22 protein-coding genes and 1 tRNA gene are annotated in these 26,927 nt (G+C 68.8%); 12 read left to right on the forward strand and 11 right to left on the reverse strand.

The genetic code is table 11. From position 1 onward, the window contains the following. Nucleotides 1-480 precede the first annotated feature (480 nt). From QY307_04195 to QY307_04215, 5 genes are all read left to right on the forward strand, one after another. Nucleotides 481-1,338 (forward strand): hypothetical protein, encoded by an 858-nt coding sequence (locus tag QY307_04195; protein ID WKZ83451.1) that lies wholly within the window; start codon nucleotides 481-483, stop codon nucleotides 1,336-1,338. A 368-nt stretch (nucleotides 1,339-1,706) separates the two neighbouring features. After that, nucleotides 1,707-2,534, forward strand: a complete 828-nt coding sequence (locus tag QY307_04200) for a peptidoglycan-binding domain-containing protein (protein WKZ83452.1) — start codon at nucleotides 1,707-1,709, stop codon at nucleotides 2,532-2,534. A gap of 116 nt (nucleotides 2,535-2,650) precedes the next feature. After that, entirely contained in the window at nucleotides 2,651-3,223 is a 573-nt protein-coding gene (locus QY307_04205) for an ABC transporter ATP-binding protein (protein ID WKZ83758.1), read from the forward strand. Nucleotides 3,224-3,326: 103 nt separating this feature from the next. Then, entirely contained in the window at nucleotides 3,327-4,388 is a 1,062-nt protein-coding gene (locus QY307_04210) for an ABC transporter permease (protein WKZ83453.1), read from the forward strand. A gap of 596 nt (nucleotides 4,389-4,984) precedes the next feature. Continuing rightward, nucleotides 4,985-5,797: an endo alpha-1,4 polygalactosaminidase gene (locus tag QY307_04215; GenBank protein ID WKZ83454.1), complete on the forward strand. Its 813-nt coding sequence runs from the start codon at nucleotides 4,985-4,987 to the stop codon at nucleotides 5,795-5,797. A 62-nt stretch (nucleotides 5,798-5,859) separates the two neighbouring features. On the opposite strand, the gene QY307_04220 is transcribed toward QY307_04215, so the two are convergent. Both QY307_04220 and QY307_04225 read right to left on the reverse strand, forming a co-directional pair. Next, on the reverse strand, nucleotides 5,860-6,819 hold the full coding sequence (locus QY307_04220) for a hypothetical protein (protein ID WKZ83455.1): 960 nt from the start codon (nucleotides 6,817-6,819) through the stop codon (nucleotides 5,860-5,862). Nucleotides 6,820-6,880: 61 nt separating this feature from the next. Further along, complete coding sequence (locus tag QY307_04225) at nucleotides 6,881-9,610, reverse strand: GNAT family N-acetyltransferase (GenBank protein ID WKZ83456.1); 2,730 nt, start codon at nucleotides 9,608-9,610, stop codon at nucleotides 6,881-6,883. A gap of 249 nt (nucleotides 9,611-9,859) precedes the next feature. On the opposite strand from QY307_04225, the gene QY307_04230 reads away from it, so the two are divergent. Next, a complete protein-coding gene (locus QY307_04230; GenBank protein ID WKZ83457.1) occupies nucleotides 9,860-10,207 on the forward strand; it encodes a metalloregulator ArsR/SmtB family transcription factor in 348 nt (115 codons plus the stop codon). A gap of 1 nt (nucleotide 10,208) precedes the next feature. On the opposite strand, the gene QY307_04235 is transcribed toward QY307_04230, so the two are convergent. After that, complete coding sequence (locus QY307_04235; GenBank protein WKZ83759.1) at nucleotides 10,209-10,601, reverse strand: integrase core domain-containing protein; 393 nt, start codon at nucleotides 10,599-10,601, stop codon at nucleotides 10,209-10,211. 546 nt (nucleotides 10,602-11,147) lie between these two features. On the opposite strand from QY307_04235, the gene QY307_04240 reads away from it, so the two are divergent. From QY307_04240 to QY307_04250, 3 genes are all read left to right on the forward strand, one after another. Further along, complete coding sequence (locus tag QY307_04240) at nucleotides 11,148-11,543, forward strand: peptidoglycan-binding domain-containing protein (GenBank protein WKZ83458.1); 396 nt, start codon at nucleotides 11,148-11,150, stop codon at nucleotides 11,541-11,543. 209 nt (nucleotides 11,544-11,752) lie between these two features. Further along, nucleotides 11,753-12,265 (forward strand): hypothetical protein, encoded by a 513-nt coding sequence (locus tag QY307_04245; protein ID WKZ83459.1) that lies wholly within the window; start codon nucleotides 11,753-11,755, stop codon nucleotides 12,263-12,265. 273 nt (nucleotides 12,266-12,538) lie between these two features. After that, on the forward strand, nucleotides 12,539-13,150 hold the full coding sequence (locus QY307_04250) for a hypothetical protein (protein ID WKZ83460.1): 612 nt from the start codon (nucleotides 12,539-12,541) through the stop codon (nucleotides 13,148-13,150). Nucleotides 13,151-13,311: 161 nt separating this feature from the next. Here the strand turns inward: QY307_04250 and QY307_04255 are convergent, their stop codons facing one another. The 4 genes from QY307_04255 to QY307_04270 all read right to left on the reverse strand — a co-directional run bounded on the left by QY307_04255 (nucleotide 13,312) and on the right by QY307_04270 (nucleotide 17,670). Further along, nucleotides 13,312-14,265 carry a hypothetical protein gene (locus tag QY307_04255; GenBank protein WKZ83461.1) on the reverse strand — a complete coding sequence of 318 codons (954 nt, stop codon included), beginning with the start codon at nucleotides 14,263-14,265 and terminating at the stop codon, nucleotides 13,312-13,314. A gap of 123 nt (nucleotides 14,266-14,388) precedes the next feature. After that, a complete protein-coding gene (locus QY307_04260; protein ID WKZ83462.1) occupies nucleotides 14,389-16,110 on the reverse strand; it encodes an ABC-F family ATP-binding cassette domain-containing protein in 1,722 nt (573 codons plus the stop codon). Between the two features lie 53 nt (nucleotides 16,111-16,163). Continuing rightward, nucleotides 16,164-16,556 (reverse strand): hypothetical protein, encoded by a 393-nt coding sequence (locus QY307_04265; GenBank protein ID WKZ83463.1) that lies wholly within the window; start codon nucleotides 16,554-16,556, stop codon nucleotides 16,164-16,166. A gap of 274 nt (nucleotides 16,557-16,830) precedes the next feature. Continuing rightward, the gene (locus QY307_04270) at nucleotides 16,831-17,670 is read right to left on the reverse strand and encodes an LLM class F420-dependent oxidoreductase (GenBank protein WKZ83464.1); all 840 of its coding nucleotides are present in this window, start codon (nucleotides 17,668-17,670) and stop codon (nucleotides 16,831-16,833) included. A 55-nt stretch (nucleotides 17,671-17,725) separates the two neighbouring features. On the opposite strand from QY307_04270, the gene QY307_04275 reads away from it, so the two are divergent. Together QY307_04275 and QY307_04280 are read left to right on the forward strand one after the other, a co-directional pair. Continuing rightward, complete coding sequence (locus tag QY307_04275) at nucleotides 17,726-19,624, forward strand: acetoacetate--CoA ligase (protein WKZ83465.1); 1,899 nt, start codon at nucleotides 17,726-17,728, stop codon at nucleotides 19,622-19,624. 66 nt (nucleotides 19,625-19,690) lie between these two features. After that, complete coding sequence (locus QY307_04280; GenBank protein ID WKZ83466.1) at nucleotides 19,691-21,349, forward strand: DUF885 domain-containing protein; 1,659 nt, start codon at nucleotides 19,691-19,693, stop codon at nucleotides 21,347-21,349. A 9-nt stretch (nucleotides 21,350-21,358) separates the two neighbouring features. On the opposite strand, the gene QY307_04285 is transcribed toward QY307_04280, so the two are convergent. The 3 genes from QY307_04285 to QY307_04295 form a co-directional block, all read right to left on the reverse strand. Further along, on the reverse strand, nucleotides 21,359-24,082 hold the full coding sequence (locus tag QY307_04285; GenBank protein WKZ83467.1) for a hypothetical protein: 2,724 nt from the start codon (nucleotides 24,080-24,082) through the stop codon (nucleotides 21,359-21,361). Continuing rightward, a complete protein-coding gene (locus QY307_04290; GenBank protein WKZ83468.1) occupies nucleotides 24,082-25,020 on the reverse strand; it encodes a hypothetical protein in 939 nt (312 codons plus the stop codon). The genes QY307_04285 and QY307_04290 overlap by 1 nt, the downstream gene beginning before the upstream one ends. Before the next feature lie 162 nt (nucleotides 25,021-25,182). Continuing rightward, nucleotides 25,183-25,268, reverse strand: a tRNA-Leu gene (locus QY307_04295). 68 nt (nucleotides 25,269-25,336) lie between these two features. Here QY307_04295 and QY307_04300 point away from each other — a divergent pair. Further along, a complete protein-coding gene (locus QY307_04300; protein WKZ83469.1) occupies nucleotides 25,337-25,939 on the forward strand; it encodes a GNAT family N-acetyltransferase in 603 nt (200 codons plus the stop codon). A gap of 357 nt (nucleotides 25,940-26,296) precedes the next feature. Here the strand turns inward: QY307_04300 and QY307_04305 are convergent, their stop codons facing one another. Further along, on the reverse strand, nucleotides 26,297-26,920 hold the full coding sequence (locus tag QY307_04305) for a VOC family protein (protein ID WKZ83470.1): 624 nt from the start codon (nucleotides 26,918-26,920) through the stop codon (nucleotides 26,297-26,299). Nucleotides 26,921-26,927 lie beyond the last annotated feature (7 nt).

A 26,927-nucleotide genomic window follows, 5' to 3' on the forward strand; every position in this document is an offset into this window, starting at 1 on the left:
CGCTTACTGGGAGTGCGGCGGCGCGTCAACGATCAGGTCGGTTGACACCCTCATCGGGGTTCTGGAACTCAGATACAGGGGCGTCCTATGTGCGTCGGGGTGGGCGCGGATCATTACCGCAAGTTCCTTCTCGATGCTATGGACGGCTCGCGGCAATGGTGCATACACTGGCGACACTCTCGGCCTGACGTACAAGTCGGGCAACAGCAACTGGTCGGGGACACTCCACAGGCCCAGCGCAAACACCCTCAAGGCGTTCCTTTTGCGAGATATTTGGCACGCGCCGGACGCCACGGCTTGGGGATGATTGCGTAGCGGCTGAGTCGATGGGAGACAGTGGCCGTCGTTGCCTCAAAGTGCTGCTGTTTGATTGGCTCACCCAACCTCGACCCGTAGCACTCGCCAGCTCCTAGCATTAGGGAGCGTGCAGACATTGGAATCAGGTACACTATGATGTCCCGCGCTCCACGAGTGGTTGCCATGGCGTTGGCGCTATGGACGTTCACGGCCGCATGCGGCGAAGGCGCGCATCCCCCGGGACAGGCGGATGGCGTTTCGGAGGGCTTCGGGATAACGTCTGCTTACGCGGGGGTGGACGCGCTCGGCGACGCGGAGAGCATCAGTCCACTTCTCGACTTCCTCGGCGGAGGTTTCGCCACCGCTGATCATCGACTTGCCGAGGAAGAGCGGCTGGTGGCCACCTGCATGGGCGATCTGGGATGGCTCTATTACCCGATCGACCCTACCGCTGACGTCCAAAACGAACCGAGGACGGTCGGCGCCCGGCTGGAGTGGCGTAGGCAATACGGTTTTGGCCTCGCCATCGCGCCCGGCCCTGGTACGCAGCTTCAAGACACTCTGAATGCCAACAGTGCGGTGTGGGATGGACTCAGCGCTGAGGAGAGGGTCGCGTATCTTCATGATCTTGACGGCGGGGTGTCCGAGACAGATTCTCCGGACCCCGAGTCGTGTCGCGGGCGCGCGCAGGCAACGACAGGCGCTCCGATACGAGATTCCGGTGTCCTGAGGATTGTCAGCCAGGAAATCGCCGCAATTGAATCTAATCCCGAGCTAGTGGCTCAGAGGCGTGCGTGGGTGGCCTGCATGTTGGAACGGGGCTTCGACTACTCAGCAGAGGGCCTAATGGTCGTCCAACTGTCGGCGGCGATGGCGGACTCTCCGAGCGTTGATGAATTCCTCGCGCTCGAGGTCGCGGCGGCAGTGGCGGATCTCGAATGTGCGCGGGTGACGATCTGGCCAGTGCAGGTCCGCCTGGAGACGGAGATCGTGCAAAGGATCGTCGATGAGTTCCCAGAATACGCTCGGCTCGGGCAGTAGGACTGCAGCCCCTTGGCTGGCCGGTTGGGAGTCTCCCAGCATGGGCGAAAGGCGGCGGTGCCATGCGTAGGGGAACCTCGGTCTGGCTGTTGTGGCTTCTGGTGTCTGGGCTGCTGGCGGGCGGAGCCTGGTGGGCTGGTTCGCGAGTGAAGAGCCCGGCACAGGCGGCGGCTGATGCGTTGCCGGGCGAGCCTTCAGTAATCGTCGCTGAGGTGGTGTTGCGGCGGCTTTCGGACACCGTCGTTGCTTCGGGCGAGGTCGTGTCGCCGAACCCGACTGCGGTGACGGCGCCGCTACCCGACGGAGCATTGTCGGCGGTGGTGCTCTGGGTCCCTGCGGAGGGGGACGAGATCGCAGAGGGTTCGGTGGTGGCGGTGGTGTCGGGAAGGCCGGTGATCGTGCTGGGTGGAGAATTCCCGTTGTACCGGGACCTTGAGCGCGGCATGGAGGGCCCCGATGTGTCCCTGATCCAAGAGGCGCTGATACGTCTCGGCTATCTGGATGCGGAGGCGGACGGCGTCTTCGGGCGTGACACAGAGATTGCAGTCGCCGCGTTGTATGAGCATCTTGGATTCGATCCATCGCCGCCCCCGGGGGCCGGCGGGGATGGGATGCCGTCTTCGAAGGCGCCGAAGCTCCGGATGTTGATCGACGAGATAGTGATCGTCGAGGGGTTGCCGGCGATTGCCGCGGCCATCGAGACGGGCAGAGGACAACGCGTGGACCCCAGTAGCATCTTGGTGAGGCTGGTGCGAGGTGAGCCGCTGGTATCGGTAACGGTGAGGGGGGCGCCGTCGAATTCGGTGGTACCAGGCTCGTTGGCTCGGGTGTTAGTGGACGCCGCCGGACTGGAGACAGTCGGTGAAGTGGTGTCGGTGGGTGAGCAGCAAGCGGACCTGGGCGAGGGGATTTCGCGTGAGGTCATCCTCGCGGTGCGCGGGCTCGAGGCGAGACACGTGGGGATGCTCGCCCGGGCAGTATTGACGACGGCGGAGACCGAGGATGAGGTGCTGGCGGCGCCGGTGGCCTCAGTATTCACCGATGCGTCCGGCGTGTCGAACATCATCTTGGTGATCGAAGGCGTCGAGGTCAGTATCCCGGTAACACCAGGGCGGGTGATCGGCGGATTCGTGGAGTTAGTCGATCCCGATGAGCGGATCGAGCCGGGGCTGCCGGTCGTCGTGGGATGGCGGTGAGCACCGGGGCCTACATCCGGCTCGTGGGCGTCGCGCGGACCTACGAGGCAACTAGGCCGGTGGAGGCGCTCAAGGATTGCCACCTGGAGGTCCTGCCCGGGGAATTTGCGACGGTAATGGGTCCGAGCGGGTCGGGAAAGTCAACGTTATTGAACGTGATCGGACTGTTGGATCGCCCTACGGCAGGGGTGTATTGGCTCAACGATGAAGACACATCTCGACTCGATGAGCGGGCTAGAACGAGACTTCGAGCGTCGGCTCTCGGGTTCGTCTTCCAGGCGTTTCACCTCATCTCTCATCGCAGCGCCTTGGAGAACGTCGAACTGGGATTGGTCCATCGCGGCGTCCAACGAAGGGAGAGGATGGCGCGCGCTGAGGCCGCATTGGTGGCGGTGGGTCTCGAGCACCGCCTCGGGGCGCTGCCCTCAACGCTGTCGGGAGGTGAACAGCAGCGGGTAGCGATTGCCCGGGCTATCGCCGGGCGACCCTTGGCACTGCTGTGCGACGAACCCACCGGCAACCTTGATTCACGGGCTACCGATGCGCTGATGGCCCTCTTCCATCAGCTCAATAGCACCGGGTTGACGGTGGTGATCGTCACCCACAACCGGGCAGTGGCTGAAGGGAGTGACCGGGTGATCCTGGTCCGCGACGGCATGGTCACCCCCGACCGCTTGGTGGGTCGCTGAGGTGCGGCTCACCGACGTCGTCACTGAGGCGTTCGCATCGATCCGGGCGCGGCCTCTTCGGACCCTGCTCACCATGGCCGGTACCTTCCTCGGAGTCACCGCGGTGGTCACCACGCTCGGCCTTGCCGAGACTGCTGGGCGGCAGGTCTCGGCGCGGTTCGACGCTTTGCGAGCGACCGAGGTCCGGCTCGCGCTCTCTCCTGGACTCGACGCCTCCCAGCTCCCCCATGACTTTGCTGAGCGGCTTAGCGACCTCAACGGCGTTGTCGCCGTCGGCTCTGTCTCCGAGAACGAATTCAATGTCCGGGTGACCATGACAGCGCTTGGCGGAGTTGGTGCCGCCGGGTTCGCCGGGCTTGTGAGCATCTCTCCTGGTACCGAGGCGGCTCTCCGATTCGACCTCGCCGAGGGTCGTACATTCGACCTATTCCACCATCAGCCGGGGACTGACGTTGCGATCGTTGGCTCCGGGGTCGCCACCCAGCTCTCGCTTCCGCCACTCTGGACCCATCCGGTGGTTTACGTGGAAGGCCGGCCCCTTACAGTCGTCGGGGTGCTGCGCAGCGCTCCGACCGAACCACGGAGCCAGGGGTGGATCATGGTGCCCGAGAGCCAGGCCGAAGGCGAGGCCGGGCGCCGGATCGTAATCATCCAAACCGAGCCAGGAGCGGCGCAGACGATCGCCCGTCAAGCCGGCCCCGCCCTGCGGCCCGACGCCCCCCACCTACTGGTCGCCGCTGCACCCCCGGATCCCCGAACCCTGCGCATGGCCGTTGAGTCCGATACTCGATTTGCCTTCCTCGTCGCCGCAGGGATCGTGCTCCTCATTGGCTCCCTAAGCATTGCCACTGGCACCCTCGTTGCCGTGCTCGAACGTACCTCCGAGATCGGGCTGCGGCGTGCCGTCGGTGCGACCCCCCTTGACATCGCGTCTTTGGTGCTCACCGAAGCCACGATTGTGGGTGCCCTCGGCGGAGCCTTCGGCGCGAGTGTCGGGATCATCGCCGTCGTTGCTGTCGCCTCCCGATCCGAATGGACTCCCGTCCTTGACCCCGCTGTGCCTTTCGTTGCTGTCGCCATCGGCGCCGGCGCGGGCCTTCTGGCAGGTTTGGCCCCCGCTATCCGAGCCAGCCGCATCGAGCCTGTTGAGGCCCTGAAGCGGTGATCGCGATGTATCGCCACTCGGTCCCCTGCACTCTCTTCGCGGTGACGAATTCCCGTTGCACACTCAAGTTGCGTTGCACACTCAAGTTGCGTTGCGCACTCATGTAGAGGCGCGGATCGTCGCTCATCCTCGAAGACCTCAAGCCGAGACTCGACCGCTGAGCCAACCGCGTCCTCCCGAGAATCAATCGTATAGCGCTGATAAGGCGAGGCGAGGAATTGTCTTCGATCGGCCGCCGCCGGCCATGTCCGGCTCTTCGGAAACGAGTAACCCATGGCGCTCGATAACCCCTCGAACCTGGAAACTGCAATCACACCACCGGCAGCAAGGAGGAGGCCCGAGCCGATTTCGATAGGGGGAGGCTGATGACTTCTGTGGATGAGGCAGATCCGAGCGCCTCTCCGTTCCGTTCTAGGATGCCGAAACCCTTGTGTACGAGCTTCAGGCGGCTCGGCACCCGACAATGGCGGCGGCAGCCTGCCGAGTCGTCCTGACTCGACGGGCTCGGTCCCAGGTCCGGTCGGAGGCGGGCCAACGACACTCCGATTGCACGCCCGAGACGACTGCTTCGAGTCGGTCATGCCATGATCATGAGAGTGAAACCACGCCTGGTCGTCTGCCTGAGCATGGCCCTGCTGCTGGCGGCGTGCTCCGACGGCGCTGGCGCAACGGCGGCGACCACCGCCCCCGCCGGGGCGTGGACGCCCGCGCCGGGAACCACCTGGCAGTGGCAGTTGACCGGCACCATCGACACCGCCCTGGATGTCGCCATGTACGACGTGGACCTCTTCGAGGTCGACGATGCCGCCATCGAGCGACTCCACCGGGAAGGGCGCATCGTGGTCTGCTACTTCAGCGCCGGGTCCGTGGAGCAGTGGCGACCCGACGCCGAACGGTTTCCCGACGCCACGATCGGCAAGCCCCTCGAAGGCTGGCCGGACGAGCGATGGCTCGACATCCGGGCGATCGACGACCTCTCCCCCGTGCTCCTCGACCGGCTCGATCTGGCCCGGGCGCGGGGTTGCGACGGCGTCGAACCCGACAACGTCGACGGGCACCTCAACGACACCGGCTTCCCGCTAGTCGCTGCGGATCAGCTGGCGTTCAACCGGTGGCTGGCCGACCAGGCTCACGAGCGCCAGCTGTCGATCGGCCTGAAGAACGATCTCGACCAGGCTGAGCCGCTGGTCGATCACTTCGACTGGCTGCTGGTGGAACAGTGTGTCGAGTTCGCCGAATGCGACGCCGCCCACCCGTTCCTGGAGGCCGGCAAGGCGGTGTTCGCCGCCGAGTACGAGGCCGCCACGAGCGAGGCGTGCGCCGTGGCCCGTCGGCTCGGCCTCTCGCTGATCTTCAAGGACCTCGACCTGGGACCGGAAATGGAGACCTGCGCCGCCGGAGGCGACTGACCTATCGGCCGGACCGTGATGGCCCCCACGTCGACCGTCACCACGGCTGCGTGACTCCCGTCCTAACCGAGCGCCTCCTCGCAGACCCCCCAGTCGATGCTCCCCCAGTCATCAAGGGTGACGCTCCGATCCCCCTGGTAGATCACCCAGCCGTCGGCCAGGGCGGGGGTGGTGATCGGCCCGGCGAACTGCTCACAGAGGGCGGCGGAGGCATCGGCGGCAGTGCCGAACTCAGCCGTCAGCGTCCGCACGTCGGCCGGCGTGGTGCAGTCGATCCCGCCGTGACGGAACTCGCATCCCGGGATCCCCTCGGCGATTGCCTCGGTGCCCCGCACCGAGATGATCCGCAGCACGCCGTCGGAGTACACCCCGACTCCCTGATACGCCTCCTGGAACGAGGACACCCCGGGGCCAAACTCGGCGGTCGTGCCGGGACCCGAGCCGGGGACCGCCGAGGGCGAGTCGGACGAGAGCCACCCCGCGCCCTGAGCGACGAGGACGGTCCCCCCGACCACGGCCGCGACCACCGCCACCTTTGCCGCCACGGTGAGGCCGCCGAACCAGGTCACGCCGGTCGTCACCCATCCCCCCGCGGCTGCTCCACCCGCCGCTGCTCCACCCGCCGCTGCTCCACCCGCCGCTGCTCCACCCGCCGCTGCTCCACCCGCCGCTGCTCCACCCGCCGCTGCTCCACCCGCTGCTGCTCCACCCGCTGCTGCTCCACCCGCCGCTGCCGACCCTGCGGTCAGGCCCTCGATCGAGACCTTGACCAGGGTGCCTGCCTCCATGGCGGACTGCACCGCCGCCGTGGCGGTGCCACCCCACCCGGCGATCGCCTTGGATGCAGCTCCCATGCTCACCGCCACCCCGCGGATCACCACCGCAGGCGAGACCCCCAGCTGGGCGGCGATAGCCTCCACCTGGGCGGCCACGGCGGCCGGCCCCTGACGGCCGGCCATGGCTATGGACTTGAGTGCATCGAGGGTCAGGTTTGCGATCGTCCCGCCCGAGCCGTCCACCATGTCGACCACCTCTCTGATTGCGCCGAACCGGGAGGCTACCAAGCGGTGTCGAACACCGCTCTCAGAACACCCGCTCGGTTGCCGGGATGTCGCGACGACCCGGAAGCCTGCCATGCTCCACGGCGTGGATCCTCATTCGCAGGTCGACGACCCGCAGGCCCTCCCCCGGGCCCAGCACCTTCACCGGGTTGAGGTCCATCTCGGTGATCTCGGGGAGGTCCTCCACCAAGTTGGAGATCCGCAGCAGGGTCTCCCGCAGCGCAGGCAAATCGCCCGGCTCACCGCCCCGATAGCCGTCGAGCAGGCGCGACGCCTTCACCTCGCCGATCATCTCGGCGGCGTCGGTGTCGGTCAGGGGATGGATGCGGAAGGCGACGTCGCCGATCAACTCGACGAACACGCCCCCCAGGCCGAAGGCGATCAGCGGGCCGAACGACGGGTCCTCGGTCATGCCGATGATCACCTCGTGACCGCCGGGGACGAACTCCTGCACCAGCGCGCCCGTGGCGTCGGCAGCCACCGAAAACACCCGGTCGAAGGCGGCGGCGACGGAGTCGTCGCCCTGCACCCCGAGGGCGATCCCGCCCACGTCGCTCTTGTGCAGCACCGAGGGCGCCACCACCTTCAACACCACCGGGCCCTCGATCTCGGCGGCGATCGCCACCGCCTCGTCCCCGGTGGCCGCCACCCGGGACCGTGCCCGGGGGATGCGATAGGCGTCGAGAATGGCCTCGGCCTCGGCCGGCTCCAGCCAACCGCCGTCATCGCCCATGCGGGCGAGGGCGGCATCGACAACCCGGCGGGCCGCAGGCCGGTCGGCGTCGTCGAAGTGGACCACCTCGCCCAGTGGCCGCCGACGCCAGTCGGCGTAGCGCACCACCCGGGCCAGGGCTCGCGCCGCCGACTCGGGGAACGGGTAGGAGGGGATCCGGACCTCGCCCGGCGCCTTGGGTGGCGTCGTGTTCACGTCGGCCTCCATGTATACGCCGATCACGGTCTTGGCATCGGGCGACTCTGCCACCACCTCGGCCACCGCCGCCTGCACCGCCTGCAGGCCACCGGGTGCGGTGGGGATGAAGATCACGATCACGGCGTCGACCTCATCGCTGTCGAGCAGGGCTCCGAGGCAGTGGCGGTAGTTGTCGGGCGAGGCGGAGGCGATCATGTCAACCGGGTTGCGCACCGAGGCCTCGGGGGCGAGCCCGTGGCGGAGCCGCTCCTGCAACGCCTCGGAGAACTCGGGCACCACCAGACCCTCCGACTCGAGGGCATCGCTGCCGAGGATGGCGGGGCCGCCGGCGTTGGTGAGAATCGCCACCCTGTCCCCCGCGGGTAGCGGCTGGTTGGCCAACAGGGTGGTGACGTCGAACAACTCCTCCAGGGTGTCGGTGCGAATCACGCCGGTCTGGCGGAAGAGGGCCGACACCGCCCCCTCGATGCTGGCCAGGGCCCCGGTGTGGCTGCTTGCGGCCCGCGCCCCGGCCCCGGTCCGCCCCGACTTCACCGCCACGATCGGCTTGCTGCGCCCGATCCTGCGGGCGATGCGAGCGAAACGGCGCGGGTTCCCGAACGACTCCAGGTAGAGCAGGATGACGTCGGTGGCCGGGTCACCCTCCCAGTAGAGGAGCAGGTCGTTGCCGGAGACGTCGGCCTTGTTGCCCACCGAGACGAAGGTCGAGATGCCGATGTCGAGGCGTCGGGCGTGGTCGAGGATGGCGATCCCGAGGGCGCCCGACTGGCTGGACATGCCCACGTTCCCCCGGGGCGGGAACACCGGGGCGAAGGTGACGTCCAGCCGAACGGTGGGGTCGGTGTTGAGCAGGCCCATGCAGTTGGGGCCCACCATGCGCATCCCTGCCTCACGCACGATGTGGAGGAGCTCACGCTCCCGGGCGGCGCCTTCGGGCCCGGTCTCGGAGAACCCTGCGGAGATGACCACCAGGCCCCGCACCCCCTTCTCTGCACACTGGCGGGCGACTTCGAGCACGAAGCGGGCGGGGACCACGACGATGGCCAGGTCTACCTGGTCGGGGACGTCGAGCACCGACGGGTAGGCCCGCACCGCCCCCACCGAGGTGGCGCTCGGGTTCACCGGGTAAACGGTCCCGGCGAACGGCCCGCGCAGCAGGTTGGCCAGCAGCCGCCGGCCGATCGAGTGCTCCTCGCGGCTGGCGCCGATCACCGCCACCGACTTGGGGAAGAACACCGGGAGCAGCGACGCCGCCACCCCCACCTGCTCGTGGGCGCCGGCCTGCCTCTCCACCGCCTCGGTGGTCTCGGTGGGGAACTCGACCGTGTACACGCCCTGCTCCAGGTCGCGGTGCATGGTGTACCCGGAGCCGCGGAACACCCGCATCATGGCGTAGTTGTCCCCGAGCACATAGGCGCGAAACGAGCTGATCCCGTGGTCGGTCGCGTAGTTGGTGAGGTGCGTGAGCAGGTGGGTGGCCAGGCCCCGCCCCTGGTGGGCATCCTCCACGGCGAACGCCACTTCGGCCGCCGTCGGATCGTCGGACGACCGGTCGTACCGTCCGACGGCCACCATGTCCGAGCCGACGAAGGCGGCGAACGCCATGCGGTCGTCGTAGTCGACATTGGTGAGGTGGTGCAGCTCCTCGGGGGTGAGGTCGTTCTTCAGGTGGAAGAACCGCTGGTACACGGTGTCGGTGCTCATCCGATGGAACATCTCGTGGAGCGACTCGGCGTCGTCCGGGGTGACGGGGCGGATGTGCGCCATGCCGCCGTCGCGCAGCACCACGTGGAACTCGTACTCGGCCGGGTACTGCGCCATATCGTGGATTCTCGCAGAAGCGGGCGCCCCGGGGCACTAGAGCCGGACGCGCCGGGGCCCGGCGCATTCTTGTCGTGCGCCGGGCCCCCTGTTCGCTCAGCAGCAGCCAGCACCACCGCCACAGCAGTCGCTGTCGCAGCAGCCGTCGCCACCAAGGGCTCTCGGATCACCGATCATCTCGACCTCCTCCCATATAGACGGAGATCGATATGTTGACACACATATCGACATCTGTCAATATGTTCTGTGATGACCGAGATCTGCTGCTCACCCATCCTCGAAGAGCCTCTTTCTTCGGCCGACGCCGACGACCTGGCGGCAAGCTTCCGCGCCCTCTCCGACCCCAGCCGCCTACGCCTGCTCTCCCTCGTCGCCGGCCACGGCGAGGTGTGCGCGTGCGATCTGGTGGAGACGGTCGGGCTCTCCCAACCCACAGTCAGCCACCACCTGAAGGTGCTCACCGACGCCGGGTTGCTGGTCAGGGAGCGGCGCGGCAAGTGGGTCCACTATCGGGTCGACCCGGATGCGGTTGAGTCACTGCGCTCGGTGCTCGCCCCGGCGCACCCCGAGGTGCTGCTCCAGGTGGGCCTCCGCTGACCTAGGTGTGCATCGCGGGGAGGTTGTCCCTGAGGATGCTGGTGGGGGTGGCCCATCCGAGTGATCCGTGGGACCGGTGATGATTGTAGGAGCGGATGAATCCCTGGTCGGCCGCGGCGCGTTGGGTCTCTGAGGTCCAGGGCCGGGTGTAGGCCCATTCTTCCAGCAAGATGCGGTGGAAGCGTTCGATCTTGCCGTTGGTCTGGGGCCGATAGGGCCGGGTCCTTTTCGAGGTGGTGCCGGTGGCGACACACGCCCGGTGCCACAGGCCGGAGCGGTAGCACGAGCCGTTGTCGGTGATCACCCGCTGCGAGGTGATTCCGATGGACTGATACCAAGCGGCGGAGCGTGCCCAGAACCCGGCTGCGGTGACAGCCGGCTCATCGTCGTGGATCTCGGAGTAGACGATGCGGCTGCGGTCGTCGATCGCCGAATGCAGGAACCTGTAGCCGACCTGACGGATCTTGGCGCCCTCGCCGGCGTAGCCGCGTCCTCGGGTCCGCCAACCGCCTCCGGGTGGATCCCGGCGAGTTTCTTGACATCCAGGTGGATCAGCTAATCCGGTGTGTCAGGCTGATAGCGGCGCGGAGCAGGCCTCGAACCGTCAGCTCGGTCGCCTCGATCCTGGCGTCCCAGCCCCTCAGCGTTGAGGATCGCCTGCACCGTCGAGGCCGCCAACCCGACCTCGAAGCCGATATGGGCCGCACCCACCTGGGTTGCCGACGCAACACCAGCACCCGGTCACGGATCGGCTGGGGGGTGCGGAAAGGGGATTGACAGGTTGGCCGGGGGGGGATATTGTGAGTTTATGGCAGCCGTATCAAAGGTACGGGTCTGGGTTGCTGCCGTGGTGATCCTGTCACTGACACTTCTCCCGGTTCCAGCGGATGCTCACACACAGTGCGCTCACAACACGTCGGCCATCGGATCGTCACCCGCAGTGTGGAACAACAACTGGTGGATCGGCTACAACACTTCAGGGACGATCCAATGTCTGTACAACAGCAACTTCACTACCGGGGTGCAGAGGATCAACTGGGCGCAGGGCTTCCGGCAGAGCGGGATTGATGGGCAGTACGGGGCACTGACGCATCAGGACGTTCGGTCGTTCCAGTCCTTATACGGCCTCGGTGTCGACGGGTTGGTCGGCCACCAGACGTGGCTGAAGTACGCGAGCCGGATCACCTACTACTCGAGCTACCTCGGTTTCGAATCCTGGAAGACCACCACGGGCGGCAACATCTGGTTCGGTCACAGGACTTCAACCGGGCAGTGGTACGTGCTCAACCTTGCTGGCAGCAACTGGGCAACATTTGACACCAGCGGACCAAGTTGACCCACGGGAGGTTCGAAGTGGCGGCGAGACCCCGCAAGGTTTGGATAGTCGGAATCGCGACGGCGGCCACCACCCTGCTTTTCGCTCTGCCACTCGGATGGGCCCGAATCGGTGGTACCGGCGAAAGCGACTCGCCGCGAGCATTCTCATCTCCTCCGAGGGAAGAGCTCGACGCTCCAGGCGCAGCAGATTCGGTTGCACTCGATCCGGTGGTTGTAGTCCCAAGTTCCGATGAGATCCCCCTCAGCGACTTCGGCCTCGACGCCGAAGATCTACGGCCACAAAGTATTGATCGCCCTGACCCTTCCCAACTGCCGCCTCGGGGCAGCGCGGCGGCCGAGTTTCTTGCTGCCGACCTTGGCCCTCCGGCCTGGTACACCCCGCCACCGAACCCCATCTTCTCAACCTACGAGCTGGCGTTCGAGTACGGGCCCGACCGAGTACTCCGCGTGGAATGGATCGAGGATGACGACCCAGCCCTGTTCCTCAGCCGTCTCACACCCGGCTACACGCTGGAATCCATCGGCGGCATCGAAGTCGCGGTCGTGCACGACTTCGCCGGAGTCCAGATCAACGTTCACCCGGGTGAGGTGTGGGTGCGGGTCAGCGTCGACGTCGCTTCGATCCCCCCTTCGTCTCGCATCGAAGCCGCCGAGGCGAGTGAGATCAAAGAATTCGTATTCAAACAACTGCCAGGGTTGTTGTCCGCTCTCGGCGTCTAAGACCTCGGCGTCTAAGACGCATAGACAGGGAGCCGAACTCTCCTCGAGTGACATTCACGCACGCTGGGCGAAGCAGGCGAGTACACGCTTCAGAAGCGGTGTACCTGGGAGCTCTACCCCGGGGTGCGGGAGTGACACATGAGGCAGCACACCGACCCTGTTGCGGTTTCTGCTGCGGGCTACTGGCTGCCGGACCACCGTCCGGGGTTGCAGATTCGAGAACGCGCGAGTCGGCCCTTGCCCGGTCAAGTGTCCACCAGGAGGAACCGCGTGATGGATCGTCGCACCCGGTGCGTTGTCGTGTTCGCCCTGCTCATGGGCGCCTGCGCCTCGGCCAATACCGCGCCGGCGACATCGTCGGTGTTGACCACTGCCTCGGCATCCTCGCTCCCGACCACTGCGGACCCTGCCGAGACGCAGCCGGCGCCAACGGTCGTCTCAGCGACGACGGGCAGCTCCAATTCGACCTCCACCACTGCCGCGCCAACAACCACGATCGACCCGATGGCGCCTGCCCGGGAGGCATTCCTGGTGATGGAGATCGAGTGGGAAACCAGTTCCGACATCGCCCGCAACACGCACGGCGACGGGAACATGGTCCTGTGGGAGGATCAGCCCGACTGGTGCGCCGACCAGGCGATCGTCGATGCGAGTTGGGCAAGCGACGTCGCGGGCTACGCCTGGCCGCCGGAGCTTGCGGCGAGCGCGGACGCGCTTGTCGTAGCCCTGACCGTCCGGAGCGGCGTCTTCGAGGAGTGCTCACGGATGCCCGGGACATGGGACGGTCAGATGCCGATCGGCGACCGAATCGATGCCGCGTACGTTGGACTCAACACCGCGCGGGACGACCTCTGCTTGGGCCTCGGCCTGCCCCGCATCGAGTAGTCGGACTGAGTGTGCCTTACCGACGGGTTGCCCCTTCGTCACTCACGCCTCCCCTCTGATCGTGGAATCGACCATCGGGGCACAGCAGCGGCCTCATTGGGCGTTGTGACTCTTTGGCGACGGCTCGCTCCCCGCACCCGACCGAGTCCTGCGGCCTCCGCTCAGTCGGCGAGCAGGGTCACCTCGATCCAGCCCTGGCCCGCCGATTGCACGTGATGCGGGTCATCCCATCCGTCAGGATCCACATCCGGATCCCAGTAGGCCAACGCCATCAGCGAAACGCCTCCGATGGTGAACTGCGCATCCTGGCCGTCGTCGCTGGCGAGGGGGCGTCGCAGCTCCCACACCCAGGTCCCCGGCGCATCGTCGGTCGGATCGGTGTGGGTGAAGACGCCCAGAAGGTGGTTGTCAGCGCCGGCCCCGCCGTCATCGTCGCGGGTCTTGGGATCGGAAGCCCACTCGTCATCCAGGATGCACTTGGCATAATTGCCACCGAACCCGGCCTCGTAGCCTCCGGAGGAGTCACCTCCTTGGTCGACCTCGGGACCACAGTCGAGCTCCCAGTGCCAGACGTCCACCAGGCCGAGGCTGGTGTAGGTCGGCTCCTCCCCAAGCGAATCGGTGCCCATGTGAGGACCGGCGGCCACCTCGACTGCCCACATCACGGCCATCGCTGCCGACTGGTGCCGATCATCGGGGTCGTAGTCGTAGTCGTCGTCGATGGTGAACAGGACGTATACGAACTCGTCGTCGTGAGCCACCCGAACGTTCATCGGCCTGGGCTCGACCTCCTCGGTGGCGATGGGCTCGAGCATCAGATCCAACCCGGCGACACCCTCCCAGTCGTCAGCCCGGCCGTCGACCACGATGGCGGCCGCGGGTGCTTCGACTCTCAGTACCCCGTCGTCCACAGTGGTCGTCGTCGCCCCGGTCGTGGAGGTGGTCGTGGCGATCGGTGCCGACGTCGTGGTGGGCGCTGCCATGGTCGTGGTGACCACCGGGGGCCGGGTCGTCGTGGCGGCGGTCGTGGTCGTCGCCGCGCCATCGTCGTTGCCGCAGGCCGCGGCGATGAGCAGAACCACCAGGGCGAGTGAACGAGCGGGCCGGACTCTCATCTCTTTGCTCTCCTCGGATGAAGGCTCTGCCGGCACGGCATTGCACAGAACACTGTTCGGGCGACACGACCCTCGCGGGCCGAAATCGCCACCGATGGCCTCCCCGACCGGGGCGGACTGCACCTACGCCAAAGCCACCAGGTCGAGCAGGCTCTCGTCGAAGTACACCGAGTCGCCCTCGGGCATCATCACCGCCCGATCCGGGCCCAGCGCCGCCACGAAGTCGGTGTCGTGGCTCACCAGCACCACTGTCCCGGCGTAGTGCCGCAGGGCGACGAGAAGCGCCTCCTTGGCCTGTGGATCGAGGTTGTTGGTGGGCTCGTCGAGGAGCAGCAGGTTGCGCCCTGCCACCACCAGCATCGCCAGGGCCAGCTTTGTCTTCTCCCCACCCGAGAGGGTGCCCGCATCCTGATCCACCTTGTCGGCGAGGAGGAAGTGTCCCAGCACCGAGCGAAGGGACAGGTCGGTCCATCCGCCGCCCACCGAGCGCACGTGGTCCATCACGCTCACGCCGGGCCGGATCTGCTCGTGCTCCTGGGCGTAGTAGCCGAGGGTGGCGTTGTGCCCCAGCCGGACCTCGCCGATGTCGGCGGTCTCCTCGCCGGCGAGGATGCGGAGCAGGGTGGTCTTCCCGGCGCCGTTGAGCCCCATGATGATCAGCCGCTCCCCGCGCTCCAGGTGTAGACCGACGTCGACGAACACCACGTTGTCGTCGAACGCCTTGGCCAGCCCGACCGCCTCCAGCGGAATCCGGCCGGAGGGATCCGGCTGGGGGAAGTCCACCTTCACCCGCTTCGCCCGACCCGCCACCTCCACCAGCCCACCCTTCATCCGGTCGGCCCTGGTCTGCATCGCCTTGGCTCGCTTGGCCATCTTCTCCGTGGCGTTCTTGAACCGCCGCACGGTGGTCTCCAGCTGCTCGATCTGACGCTGCCGCACGGCGTTCTCCCGGATCCTCTGCTCCCGACGCCGCTCCCGCTCTGCCAGGTAGAAGGAGTAGTCGCCCCGGTACCCCTCCAGGGCGCCGTTCTCCAGAGCCAGCACCGAGGTGATGGCGGCGTCGAGCAGCGGCAGGTCGTGGCTCACCACCAGCAGGGCGCCCCGGTACTCGGTGAGGAACCCGACCAGCCAGGCCTTGGCGTCTAGGTCGAGGTGGTTGGTCGGCTCGTCGAGGAGCAGCACCTCGGTCTCGGCGAACAGGATGCGGGCCAGCTCCACCCGCCGCCGCTGGCCACCCGACATGGTCCGCACCGGCTGGGCCATCTCGTCGTCGGTGATGCCCACGGCGGCGGCGAAGCGGCGGGCCTCGGCCTCGGCGGCGTAGCCCCCCACCACCTGGAACTCGTCCTCGAGGCGCGAGTAGCGCCGGATCAGCCGGTCTCTCTCCTCGCCGGTGGCCGACTCCATGCGGCGGCGGGTGTCCTCCATCCGGTGTTGCAGCCGGCCCACCTCGCGGGCGGCGAGCACTCGTTCCAAGCCGGTCGCCTCGGCGGGTTCCAGTTCGGGAAGGGCGGCCTCCTGGGAGAGGTAGCCGATGCGCCCGGAGCGGGCGATGGTCCCGGCGGAGGCCGGCCTCAGTCCGGCCAGCGTCTTGAGCAGGGTGGTCTTGCCGGCGCCGTTACGGCCAACGAGGCCAACCCGATCGCCGGGATGCAGGGCGCAGTCGGCGTCGGTGAGCAGCACCCGATGGCCGGCCTCGATGGAGACGCCGCGGGCGATGATCACGGGCGGGTACCGGTCGGGACGGCAGGTGGCGTCGAGCGGACGCGGGTGGTGATGGAAGGCATGGGGATCGAAGACCTCGGGGTTCGTCCCGGCCCGGCGCCTTCGATCGGCGCCGGGCACGGGTCGGTCTTCCGGGGCGGCATGGTATCAAACCGGGTGCGAGGCCGCCCTGGCTACCGCTCCACCTCGAACCGTTGCTCGTGCCATCGTTCGGCCGCAGAAATGGGGGCGGACCTAGTGGCGATGGCGAACATGCCTTCCGGATCGCCGCCGATCGATCTGATGGCGTCGACGACGAAGTTGCGTGCCGCGGTGGCGGCGAGGCCCTCATCTGTGGCGGAGACCTCGACCTCGACCTCGACCTCGCCGGTGTTGAGGGTGGCGCCGACCGCCGAGTCGAAGACCACGCCGTTCTCGGCGACCGTCATGGCGCCCATCAACCGATCGGCTGCCGACTCGAGCCGTTTCTCTGGCAGCGGACCGCCGCCCACGTCGGTGACGAGGAAGCCGAAACGAAACCCGAACCTCATGGGCCCGCCTTCCAGCACGTGTGACGCTCCAGCCATCGTAAGAGGCGTACGTGGTAGTTGCGGCCGGGAGTCGGGTGCACCGCCCGCCAGTGCCTCTCCGGACACGGTCAGTAGATCTTGAAGTAGGTGTCGCCACCGCCGGTCACACGCCAGCCCAGACTCTCGGCTTGGCGTAGCACGCGCTCCAGCTCCGTTTTCGAGTGTCTCGGTCGAGCCACGAAGACGCCCCAACTCCTCGCCTCCACGGATCGCCTCGCTCAAGGTATCCCACGAAGTCGGCCGAGAGAAGGGATGCCCGCGACGCTTCCGATCAGCCGAGTAGCGGCCCCAGTGCCCCGGCCACCACCTCCAGGCCCTCGACACCGGGAGGCGCCGGGACCGCAACCCGGTCCACTCCGGCCGCGGCTAGCCGCTCCACGGCGTCGGGCGAGGGGGCGGCGCCCATGGTGACCTCCAGGGCCGCCGGGTCGCGCCCGGCCCGCTCCGCCCACTCCCGCGCCGTCGCCACCAGGCCTGGGAGCGCCTCCAGGTCGGTGCCTGCCGGGAAGAAGCCGTCCCCGAGCTCACCGGCGCGCCGCGCCGCCCGGGGGCTGTGGCCGCCGACCACGATCGGGACCGGCCGTTGCACCGGCTGCGGCCGCAGGTACACCTCGTCGAACTCCACGAACCGCCCGGAGTACGAGGCGCGCTCTTCGGTCCACAGCGCCCGCATCGCTGCCACGTACTCGTCGGCGCGCGCCCCCCGTCCCGTGAAGGGCACGCCGATCGCCCGGAACTCCTCCTCCAGCCACCCGACACCGACTCCGAGGATCACCCGGCCACCGCTCAGATGGTCGAGGGTCGCCACCTCCTTGGCCAGCACCAGCGGGTTGCGCTGGGGGAGGATGATCACCCCGGTCGCCAGGCGGATCCGGCTGGTCGCGGCGGCAGCGAAGGCGAGCCACACCAGGGGGTCGGGCGAGGAGAAGTCCTCGCGGCCGCCGGCCATGCGCCCGCTCCGGCTGTACGGGTACGGCGACCGGTACCCGGCGGGCACCACCACGTGCTCGATCGTCCAAAGGGACTCGAACCCGAGCGCCTCGGCCCGTGTCGCGTACTCGCCCGGGTCGTCGGCGGCGACCGAGTTGGCGTAGGCGAGTCCGATCCGCATGCCCGGGGGAGGGTAACGGAGGTGACGGCGGTCGGCGGGGGCGTATCCTCGGGCCGTGTCCGAGATCCTGTGGGAGCCGTCCCCGCAAGCAGTCGAATCGGCCCTGATCACCTCCTTCGCCCGCCGGCTGGGTGGCTTCGACGACTACCACGCCCTGTGGCGCTGGTCGATCGATAACCGCGGCGAGTTCTGGCAGGCGGTGTGGGACGACTCCGGTGTCATCGCCGAGCATCTTGCCGACCGTCCGATCGGCGCCGAGGGGATGCCGGGCACCGAGTGGTTCCCGGGTGCCCGCCTCAACTTTGCCGAGAACCTGTTGCGCCACATCGGTTCGGACCCCGCCATCGTCCACGCCTCGGAGTCCTCGGGACCGGCCACGATCTCGCGTGACCAACTGCGTGCCCTGGTCGCCCGGGCCCGGGCCGGGCTGCTGCGGCTCGGGGTGCGCGGCGGGGACCGCGTGGCGGCCCTGCTCCCCAACCGACCCGAGGCGGTGATCGGGGCGCTGGCGGCGTCGTCGATCGGCGCCGTCTGGTCGTCCTGCTCACCGGACTTCGGGCCGACCGGCGTCATCGACCGCTTCGGGCAGATCGAGCCCAAGGTCCTGATCACCGCCTCCGGCTACGAATACAACGGCAGGCGCCACGACGTGACCGCCACCGTGGAGCGTGCCCGCCGGGAGATCCCGGCGATCGAACATGCGGTGGCCGTGGGCGAGCCACTAGCCGGGGCCATCACCTGGGACGACCTGCTCTCCGAGGACGGTCCTCTCGAGTTCGCCGCCCTCCCCTTCGATTATCCCCTCTACGTGCTCTACTCGTCGGGGACGACGGGCAGGCCGAAGAGCATCGTCCACGGCGCCGGAGGCACCCTGCTCAAGCACCTCTGTGAGCACCGCCTCCACTGCGACCTGCGGCCCGGGGACCGCCTCTTCTGGTTCACCACCTGCGGGTGGATGATGTGGAACTGGCTGGTGAGCGGGCTCGCCTCGGGGGCCGCCATCGTCCTCTACGACGGCAGCCCCTCGCACCCGTCGCTGGAGACGCTGTGGCGCCTAGCCGACCAGGCCGGGATCACCCACTTCGGCGCCAGCCCCCGGTTCCTGGCCGCCAATGCCAACGCCGGGATCGTGCCCAGGGAGGTCGCCCGGCTCGACACCGTGCGATGGCTGGGCTCCACCGGAGCCCCGCTCAACCCCGATCAGTTCGACCGGGTGTACGCCGACGTCAAGGGCGATGTCCAGCTGGCGTCGATCAGCGGCGGCACCGACATCATCGGCTGCTTCGCCCTCGGGGTGCCCACCCTCCCGGTGCGGCGCGGCGAGCTGCAGGCCCGGGCGCTGGGGATGGCGGTCGAGGCCTGGGACGAGTCGGACCGGCCGGTCGTTGGCGAGAAGGGCGAGCTGGTGTGCACCAGGCCCTTCCCGTCGATGCCGGTTGGATTCTGGGGCGACCCCGACGGCAGCCGCTACCGGGCCGCCTACTTCGAGGAGCACCCGGGGGTGTGGACCCACGGCGACTTCATCGAGATACGGCCCGAGGGGGGTGTGGTCATCTACGGGCGCAGCGACACCACCCTCAATCCGGGCGGGGTGCGGATCGGGACCGCCGAGCTGTACCGGGCGGTGGAACCGATGGCGGAGGTGGCCGACTGCATCGCCGTGGGAAGGGACGTCGACGGCGACGTGGAGATGATCCTCTTCGTGGTGCCCGCCCCCGGCGTCGCCCTCGACGACGACCTGATCGCGCGGATCAAGCGCCGGATCCGGGAGGAGGCCTCCCCGCGACACGTCCCCCACCGGGTGTTCCAGGTGGGCCAGGTGCCGTACACGATCAGCGGCAAGAAGGTGGAGAAGGCGGTGCGGGCTGTCGTTTCCGGCGAGCCGGTCACCAACCGCGACGCCCTGGCCAACCCGGAGGCCCTCGACGAGTACGCCCGCTTCGCCGGCGGGTGAGGGCCGGTGCTCGCCGCCACCGAGCGCTCCCCTACCATCCCCCCACCCGAGCGAAGGGCAGCGAACATGAACCCCGACCTGGCCGCCCTGGCCGACGAGTACTGGCAGTTCGTCCTCGAGACCTCCCCCACCCAAGCGATGATGTTGGGGGACCACCGCTTCGACGACCGCTGGGAGGAGACCTCCCGCCAGGCGGAGGACGCCGAGATCGCGGCGCGCCGCTCCTTCGCCGCCCGCGCCCAGGCGATCGATCCCGCCGGGCTCGACGGCGAGGAGCGCATCACCCGCGAGGTCATGATCTTCCTCAACGAGAAGAACGCCGACCTGCTGGAGACCAGGTTCGCCGAGCTGTCAGTGAACCACACCATCGGCCTGCAGGCGATGCTCCCGGTGGTGGTGCCGCAGCTCCCCATCACCGAGCCCGCCCATGCCGAGGCCATGCCCACCAAGATGAGCGGCCTCGCCCAGGCTCTGCGCGACGCCGCCGAGCGCCTCCGCCAGGGGGTGGCCTCCGGACGCACTCCGATGCGATCCACCGCCCAGAAGACCGTGGCCCAGGTGGACGGCTACCTGGACATGCCGACCCGAGACCATCCGTGGAGCCGGTTCCGGGCACCCCAGGGTTGGGAAGGAGGGGCCGCCTGGCGTGACACCGTCGAGCGATCCCTGCGCGACGAGGTGCTCCCCGCCCTCAAGGAATGGCGCGACACCGTCGCCGACCAGGTGATCCCGGCCTCCCGCGACGACGATCAAGCAGGGGTGTGCTTCCTCCCCGACGGCGAGGAGACCTATCGCCGCGCCGTCGCCTTCTTCACCACCACCGACCGCACCCCCGAGGAGATCCACCGCACCGGGCTGGAGCAGATCGCCCGGCTCGCCGACGAGTACCGGGCGCTGGGCTCCGAGGTGCTGGGCACCACCGACCTGACCGAGATCTTCTCGCGGCTGCGCGACGACCCGGCTCTGCACTTCGAAGACGGGCCTTCGATCGTCGCCGCATCCGAGAAGGCCATGGCCAAGGCGAAGGCGGCGATGGGCGACTGGTTCGGGCGGCTCCCCGAGGCGGACTGCATCGTGTCGGAGACCCCGACCGGCCCCACCGCCTTCTACTTCCGGCCCGCCCAGGACGGCTCACGCCCCGGGATCTTCTTCGTCAACACGGCCGATCCGACCCGGTGGGGCCGCTACGAGATCGAGGCCATGGCGTACCACGAGGGGATCCCGGGGCACCACCTGCAGCTGGCGATCAGCGGCGAATTGGAAGATGTCCCCGAGTTCCGCAAGCACGCCTTCATCGCCTCCTACGCCGAGGGCTGGGGCCTGTACACCGAGCGGCTCGCCGACGAGATGGGCCTGTACTCGGGACCGCTGGAGCGGATCGGGATGCTCTCCGCCGACTCGATGCGCGCCGGGCGCCTGGTGGTCGACACCGGGATCCACGCCATGGGCTGGTCACGCCAGCAGGCCATCGACTACTTCCGGGAGAACTCACCGATGTCGCAGGCCACCATCGAGGGCGAGGTGGACCGCTACATCGGCATGCCCGGCCAGGCGCTGGCCTACATGATCGGCCGCCTGGAGATCCAGCGGATGCGTGCCGAAGCCGAAAAGGCCATGGGTGGGCGTTTCGACATCAAGGGGTTCCACGACACCGTGCTCGGCTCCGGTCTGGTTCCGTTGGGGACGCTGGACCGGATGGTCACGGAGTGGGCGGCGGCTCGCTGACCCTCCCCGTCAGTAGCCGCCGACGCTCCCGGTGATGCGGATGGCGATGGCGCCCGACAGCTCGTCGCCGCGGTCGTTGACGACGGTCACCGGGATCGAGATCGGACCTGCCCTCAGGTCGTCCAGGGAGACCTCGGCGCTGACGCTGCCCGTCCATCGCTGTCCGTAGCGCGAGCCGCGGCAGTAGCCGTCGACCTCACTCCCCTGGGTGAACGAGATCTCGACCTGAACGGTCACCTGCTCTCGCCACTGCGCGGTCTGTTCGAGGCTCTGGGTGGTGACGAGGCAACGGTCGTCGCCTCGCAGGTCGACGCGGCCGCCGCTCGACCCCGAGAACATCACCTCCGCCCGATGGACCTGGGAGTCGCCCCCCAGCGCATTTCGCAAGCCGACGATGTAGCGCACCGGCCAGCCTTCGGTGGTCACCCAGCCGTACCAGGGGTAGCCCTCGTCCCCCTCCCTCACGGTGGCGGCGAAGGTGACCGTTTCGCCCTCGTGGTCGGTGGCGGTGACGTTCACCGCGTACTCCCGCAGCGTGCACAGGCCTTCGAAGTACAGGAGGAACTCCTGGCGGAACTCGTCCACGACCTGCTCACGGCGTTCACCGAGCAGGCATGGGTCGTCGTCGGCGCCGTAGATGCGCGCCGAGATCCGCACCGGGCGGTCGAAGGCGAGCTCGACCCGCACCCGGTCGCGGCCCTCCGCCTCAACCCCCGAATTGAACATGTCGAGGCGAGGCTCCGCCGGGAGCACCGTCGGCACGGTGGGGGCCGGGGCGAACGACTCCGGACCCCGCACGAACCAGTCGTCCCAGCCGGCGGCGGCCCCCTCGTATGTCTCGACGAAGAGCGCCACCTCGGGCCCCGGGTAGACGGTGGTGGGCGGATCGCAGGGCCCGAACGACGAGCCGCAGAGGCCGCTGGCGCGCTCCTCGTCCAGCGTGACGAAGACCACGCGCAGGCCGGGCTCGGCATCGGGCGAGGTGCCGACGGCGATGGAGCGGCGCAGCCCCGAGGTGGTCTCGAACTCGAGGACGGTCACATCGGGCTGGGCGTAGCCCTGGTAGTCGCAGACCAGGCGGGCGTCCCTGGGGACGTGCCAGATGCCACCGCGTTCGATGTAGGCGGCGGGCACGGTGCGGCTGCCGTCGCAGCCACTGACCCGGATGGAGTCGGCATCGACGCCCCGGGCGGTCGGGGCCCAGACCGACTGCACCTCGATGCGGGTGACCCTGCGGTCGGGGGTGATCACCCAACGCGACTCGCGTTCGGCGACGGTCGACGCGTCGAAGGAGCGGGTCGGCGACCGCATCCACCACATGCAGATCAGGTAGCCGCGCCCCTCGCGCAGGTTGAGGCTCCAGAACTGGTAGGTGTCGTAGGCGGGGTCGTAGGGCCAGTCGGGAGCGGAGACGATCTCCTCTCCCATCGACTCGTCCCCGGAGTATCCCGAGCCGATGCGGTACCCGGTCTCGGGGAGCGGGACCACCCATTCGCGCCCGCCGCCGAACCCGAGCCGCGATCCGATCGCCGCCGACTCGATGTCGGTGCAGGAGAGGCCCTCGGAGGCTTCGATGGCCCGCAACACCGTGTAGTGCTCGCCGTCGCCCTGCACCGGCATCGCCACGGTCACCTTGTACCCGGCCAGGGGCGCCACCGTCACCGGCGGCCGGCCGCGCTCCTCGCTCGTGAGAAAGCTCAGCCGCGCAGTGTCGGTCTCGCCGGTGATGCTGGTGGCGGTGACCTCGAGGGTGAAGGAGCGCTGCGCCCTGCCGCCGTCGAGGACGAAGCAGTGGTGGACCTGATCCCGACCGTAGGCGGGGCCGCCGGTGGTGAGCATCAGGTCGAGCCAACGGCCCAGCTCGGGATGCGGGGCCACGCTGGTGTCGACGATCGCCACCCCGGTCTCCGACCCGGAGCCGTCGCTCGGGCGGTAGGTGATGGTCATGCGCGACGGCTGGTTGGCCATGATCATCAGCGGGTACTGCCCGGGCCGCAGATCGGGGCGGTCCGGGCAGCGCTCCCAGGTGCCCGGGATGTAGAGGGAGTCCTGGATCGAGAAGACGCCGGGGTCGCCGGGGCCGTCGTAGTCGGCGAGCACCGTGCCCCCGACCCCCGGCGGGCAGACGGCGTCGTCGCCATGGTCGGCGCAGAAGTCGAGGAAGCGGGCCCACGGGATGAGCGGCTCGTCGAAGAGCAGGCGGCCGAACAGGCCGGGGTCGATCTCGAAGTCGAACCCCGGGTCGGGTGGCGGGGAATCGCCCTCGCCCACCGGCTCGCCCGGCTCGCCGGGGGCGCCGTCGCCGGCCGGGGCCGTGGTGTCGGGGACGGTGCCGAAGCCGGGATCGCCGGGACCCGGGCCCGGGGCCGTGGTGTCGGGGACGGTGCCCGAGCCGGGATCGCCGGGACCCGGGGCCGGGGCCGTGGTGTCGGGGACGGTGCCGAAGCCGGGATCGCCGGGACCGCCGACCGACTCGGAGCCGCTCGCCGCCTCCAGGTCGACCGGGTGGTACTCGGCGGCGACCTCCGCCGGCTCCCATGGGCGGGCCGGGTCCTCGAGCGCCGCCAGGTCCTCCTCCGAGGTGATCGGCTCACCGGCGAGGAGCGGGATCACCTCGCCGGTGAGCGGCGGGACGGTGAGGGGAAGGTCCTCGGAGCGGAGGGCGTCGGCCGCCCATGCCCCGACCAGGAGGGCGAGGAGGAAGGCGCCGGCGGGAAGGAGGAGGCGTCGCATCATTCGAAGGTGCAGTCGTTGAGGGTGACGGAGGTGGAGCGCTCGGCGGTGCGGCCCAGGAGGTCGCGCACCCGGACCGTGACCGTGATCGGGAGGGACGAGAGATAGGGCACCACGTTCGGGTCATCGGCGTCGAACGGGCCGAGCGTCGCCTGGTAGTACTGGCCCTGGGCCGGGGTCATGTCGACGCTCCCCGAGATGCCGCCCACCGACCAGTAGATGCGGACCCAGGAGACGCCGGCGGGGGCCGAGATCGGGGCGGAGATCGCCGTCTTGGTGGGCTCGTCGGGCGGGGCTGCCCCGCAATAGTCGGTATAGGGCGGTCCGTAGGTCGTGTACCCCTCCCAGATCTGGGAGCGCTGCGAGGTGACCGTCCCCACCGAGGGCGGCGGCGCCGTGGTGGTGGTCGCCGGTGCCGTCGTGGTGGTGGCAGGGACCGTGGTCGTCGTGCCCGGGACCGTGGTCGTCGTCGTCGACGGTTCGGTGGTGGTGGCGACCGGCACAGTGGTCGTGGTCGTGGTGGTGGCCGGCTCGGTGGTGGTGGTTTCACCGGGGATGGTGGTCTCGACGACGGCCACCACCGGGACGGCGCAGGGGATCACCGGGAGGTCGCCCAGGTCGGCGTCGGGGGTGAGGTGGTCGGCCCGCATCCACACCCGGGAGTCGGACGACCGTGGGGACCGCACCTGCACCCACTCCCCGGTGGCGTCGCGCCCGGTGGCGAACACCCGATCGCCGCGGTGCAGCACCCCTAGGGCGTCCTCGTCGGGGCAGTGGGAGTAGGAGGCGGTGGCGTCGGCGGCGATGGGTGCCGGATCGGCGGCCAGGCTCAGGGCGCCGGTGAGACCGAGCACCGCCCCCAGGACGAGGCCGGCCCCGCCGCCGATGGCGAGCAGGAGCAGCGGCTGCGCCGCACCGGACTCCGACCGAAGCCTCATCGTCCCTCTCCTGGTCGCCTGGAACCTACCACCCGAACGATGCGCCAGGAGGGCCGAAAGGTTGACGCGGCGTTGCGGAGAGACCCGACGAGACGCCGCCGCCGGGTCGACCCGGGTATCCGGATCACGCCGAAGGGGTGAGCGCCGGTCGAGAGAGCGGGGTGCCCGGGGAGGGACTCGAACCCCCACGCCCCTTGCGGGACAGCGGATTTTAAGTCCGCGGCGTCTACCGGTTTCGCCACCCGGGCGGGCACGCCGAGGATAGGCCCGGCGCAACCGGCCGTCCTGGCAACCGGCCGGTCCGTATCCTGTGCCGGTGTCACCGGAGGACTTGGAGCAGGTCGTCACCCTACGCGACGGCACCCGGGCCCTGGTCCGGCCGATCCGTCCCGAGGACAAGGCGGCTCTGGTCGCCGGCCTGGAGCGCCTCTCCCCCGAGTCCCGCTACCGGCGGTTCCTGCGGCCCGTCACAACGCTTTCGGAGAAGGAACTGCGCTACCTGACCGAGGTGGATCACGCCGACCACTTCGCCTGGGTGGCGGTGGCCGCCGACGAACCGGGCACACGCGGTCTCGGTGTGGCCCGTTACGTGCGGGATCGATCCGACCCGCTGGTGGCGGAAGCGGCAGTGGCGGTGCTCGACGATCACCAGGGGAAAGGTTTGGGCACCATCCTCATGCGGCTGCTGGTGGCCACCGCCCGCGAGAACGGGATCCGCACCTTCCGGGGCTGGGTGCTGGGGGACAACCTGGCGGTGTTGCGCCCGCTTACGCGGATCGGGGCGCGTCGCCGACCTGACCAGGGCGTGCTGCGGGTCGAGGTGGACCTGGACGACGCCTTCGACGGGTCGTCGATCCACGAGGCGTTGCGGGCGGTGGCGGCGGGTGAGATCGAGCCGACGCCCGGGGACACCATCTAGAGCGTCGGGCCTCCGCGGCATGGTGCGACGGCGGTCCGACAAGGTTCCCTCCCCCGGGAGGTGGCCCGAAGGGCCGGAGGGGGCACAAACGCGACAGGGGTCTGTCAAGGGCTGCCCCCCCTCCCCGCTTCGCCGTACTCCCCCCTGCGAGGGGAGGAAAGATTGACCGCAGAGCCGACGACAACGTTCCCTCCCCCGGGAGGTGGCCCGAAGGGCCGGAGGGGGCACCCGCGCGACCAAAGGGTGGTCAGGGTCTGCCCCCCTCCCGGCTCCGCCGTACTCCCCACTGCGAGGGTGAGGAAAGAACCAGCCCCTGCAGGCTTCGCTGCACTCCCCTCCGAAGGGGAGGAACGATCCCTACCCCCCCAAGACCACGTCTCCACGGTCCGTGCTCACCACGACACGCCCGATCCCGGGCGGCCCGTCATCCTCCACCAGTCCCGGCACCTCCGACACCAGCCCGGCAAGAGTTGCCGGCAGCCGTCCCACGGTCACCGAGGCGATCCCCCGCGGCGCGATCGTGTGCGGGGCACTCGCCTCGCCGGGGTGATCCCCCGGCGCCACCTGCCACTCGATGAAGAATGGCAGACGTCCCGGGCCGAGCATCCCGGAAAGCCCGGCAAGCAGCCAGGAGAGCGTTCGCCCGTCCGGGGTCGCCCTGCTCATCGGCAACGGCTCCTCCCCGAGAGCCGTCGCGATGGGCCCGATGTCGTCCGTACGGAGACACAACGATGTCGGATTCGGCTCCGACGAGGCGTGTTCGAGCACGAATCGGCCTAGGGGACTTCGATCGGCCTCAGCGGGTTCGACCACCGCCATCAGCTCCAGGTAGGCGGCGCCCAGAGGCACGATCCGATTGCCGGTGCCGTGACCGGGATGACGCCCGCCAGGGATGGACGCCAGCCCGTGACGCTGCAACATCTCCTCGGCGGCCCGGTCGAGGTCGTCGACCATCAGGATCACGTGGTCGATGGCGATCACGATCGCA

It is taken from the genome of Acidimicrobiia bacterium, assembly GCA_030584185.1.
Taxonomy (GTDB): Bacteria; Actinomycetota; Acidimicrobiia; order Spongiisociales; family UBA11373.

Bases quoted from the DNA above. Each gene is read 5' to 3' on its own strand.
- QY307_04230 (WKZ83457.1), top strand. From the start codon at position 9,860: ATGACCGAGATCTGCTGCTCACCCATCCTCGAAGAGCCTCTTTCTTCG.
- QY307_04255 (WKZ83461.1), bottom strand. From the start codon at position 14,265: ATGAGAGTCCGGCCCGCTCGTTCACTCGCCCTGGTGGTTCTGCTCATC.
- QY307_04220 (WKZ83455.1), bottom strand. From the start codon at position 6,819: ATGGTGGACGGCTCGGGCGGGACGATCGCAAACCTGACCCTCGATGCA.
- QY307_04250 (WKZ83460.1), top strand. From the start codon at position 12,539: ATGGATCGTCGCACCCGGTGCGTTGTCGTGTTCGCCCTGCTCATGGGC.
- QY307_04285 (WKZ83467.1), bottom strand. From the start codon at position 24,082: ATGCGACGCCTCCTCCTTCCCGCCGGCGCCTTCCTCCTCGCCCTCCTG.
- QY307_04280 (WKZ83466.1), top strand. From the start codon at position 19,691: ATGAACCCCGACCTGGCCGCCCTGGCCGACGAGTACTGGCAGTTCGTC.
- QY307_04290 (WKZ83468.1), bottom strand. From the start codon at position 25,020: ATGAGGCTTCGGTCGGAGTCCGGTGCGGCGCAGCCGCTGCTCCTGCTC.
- QY307_04270 (WKZ83464.1), bottom strand. From the start codon at position 17,670: ATGCGGATCGGACTCGCCTACGCCAACTCGGTCGCCGCCGACGACCCG.
- QY307_04225 (WKZ83456.1), bottom strand. From the start codon at position 9,610: ATGGCGCAGTACCCGGCCGAGTACGAGTTCCACGTGGTGCTGCGCGAC.
- QY307_04195 (WKZ83451.1), top strand. From the start codon at position 481: ATGGCGTTGGCGCTATGGACGTTCACGGCCGCATGCGGCGAAGGCGCG.
- QY307_04205 (WKZ83758.1), top strand. From the start codon at position 2,651: ATGGGTCCGAGCGGGTCGGGAAAGTCAACGTTATTGAACGTGATCGGA.
- QY307_04265 (WKZ83463.1), bottom strand. From the start codon at position 16,556: ATGGCTGGAGCGTCACACGTGCTGGAAGGCGGGCCCATGAGGTTCGGG.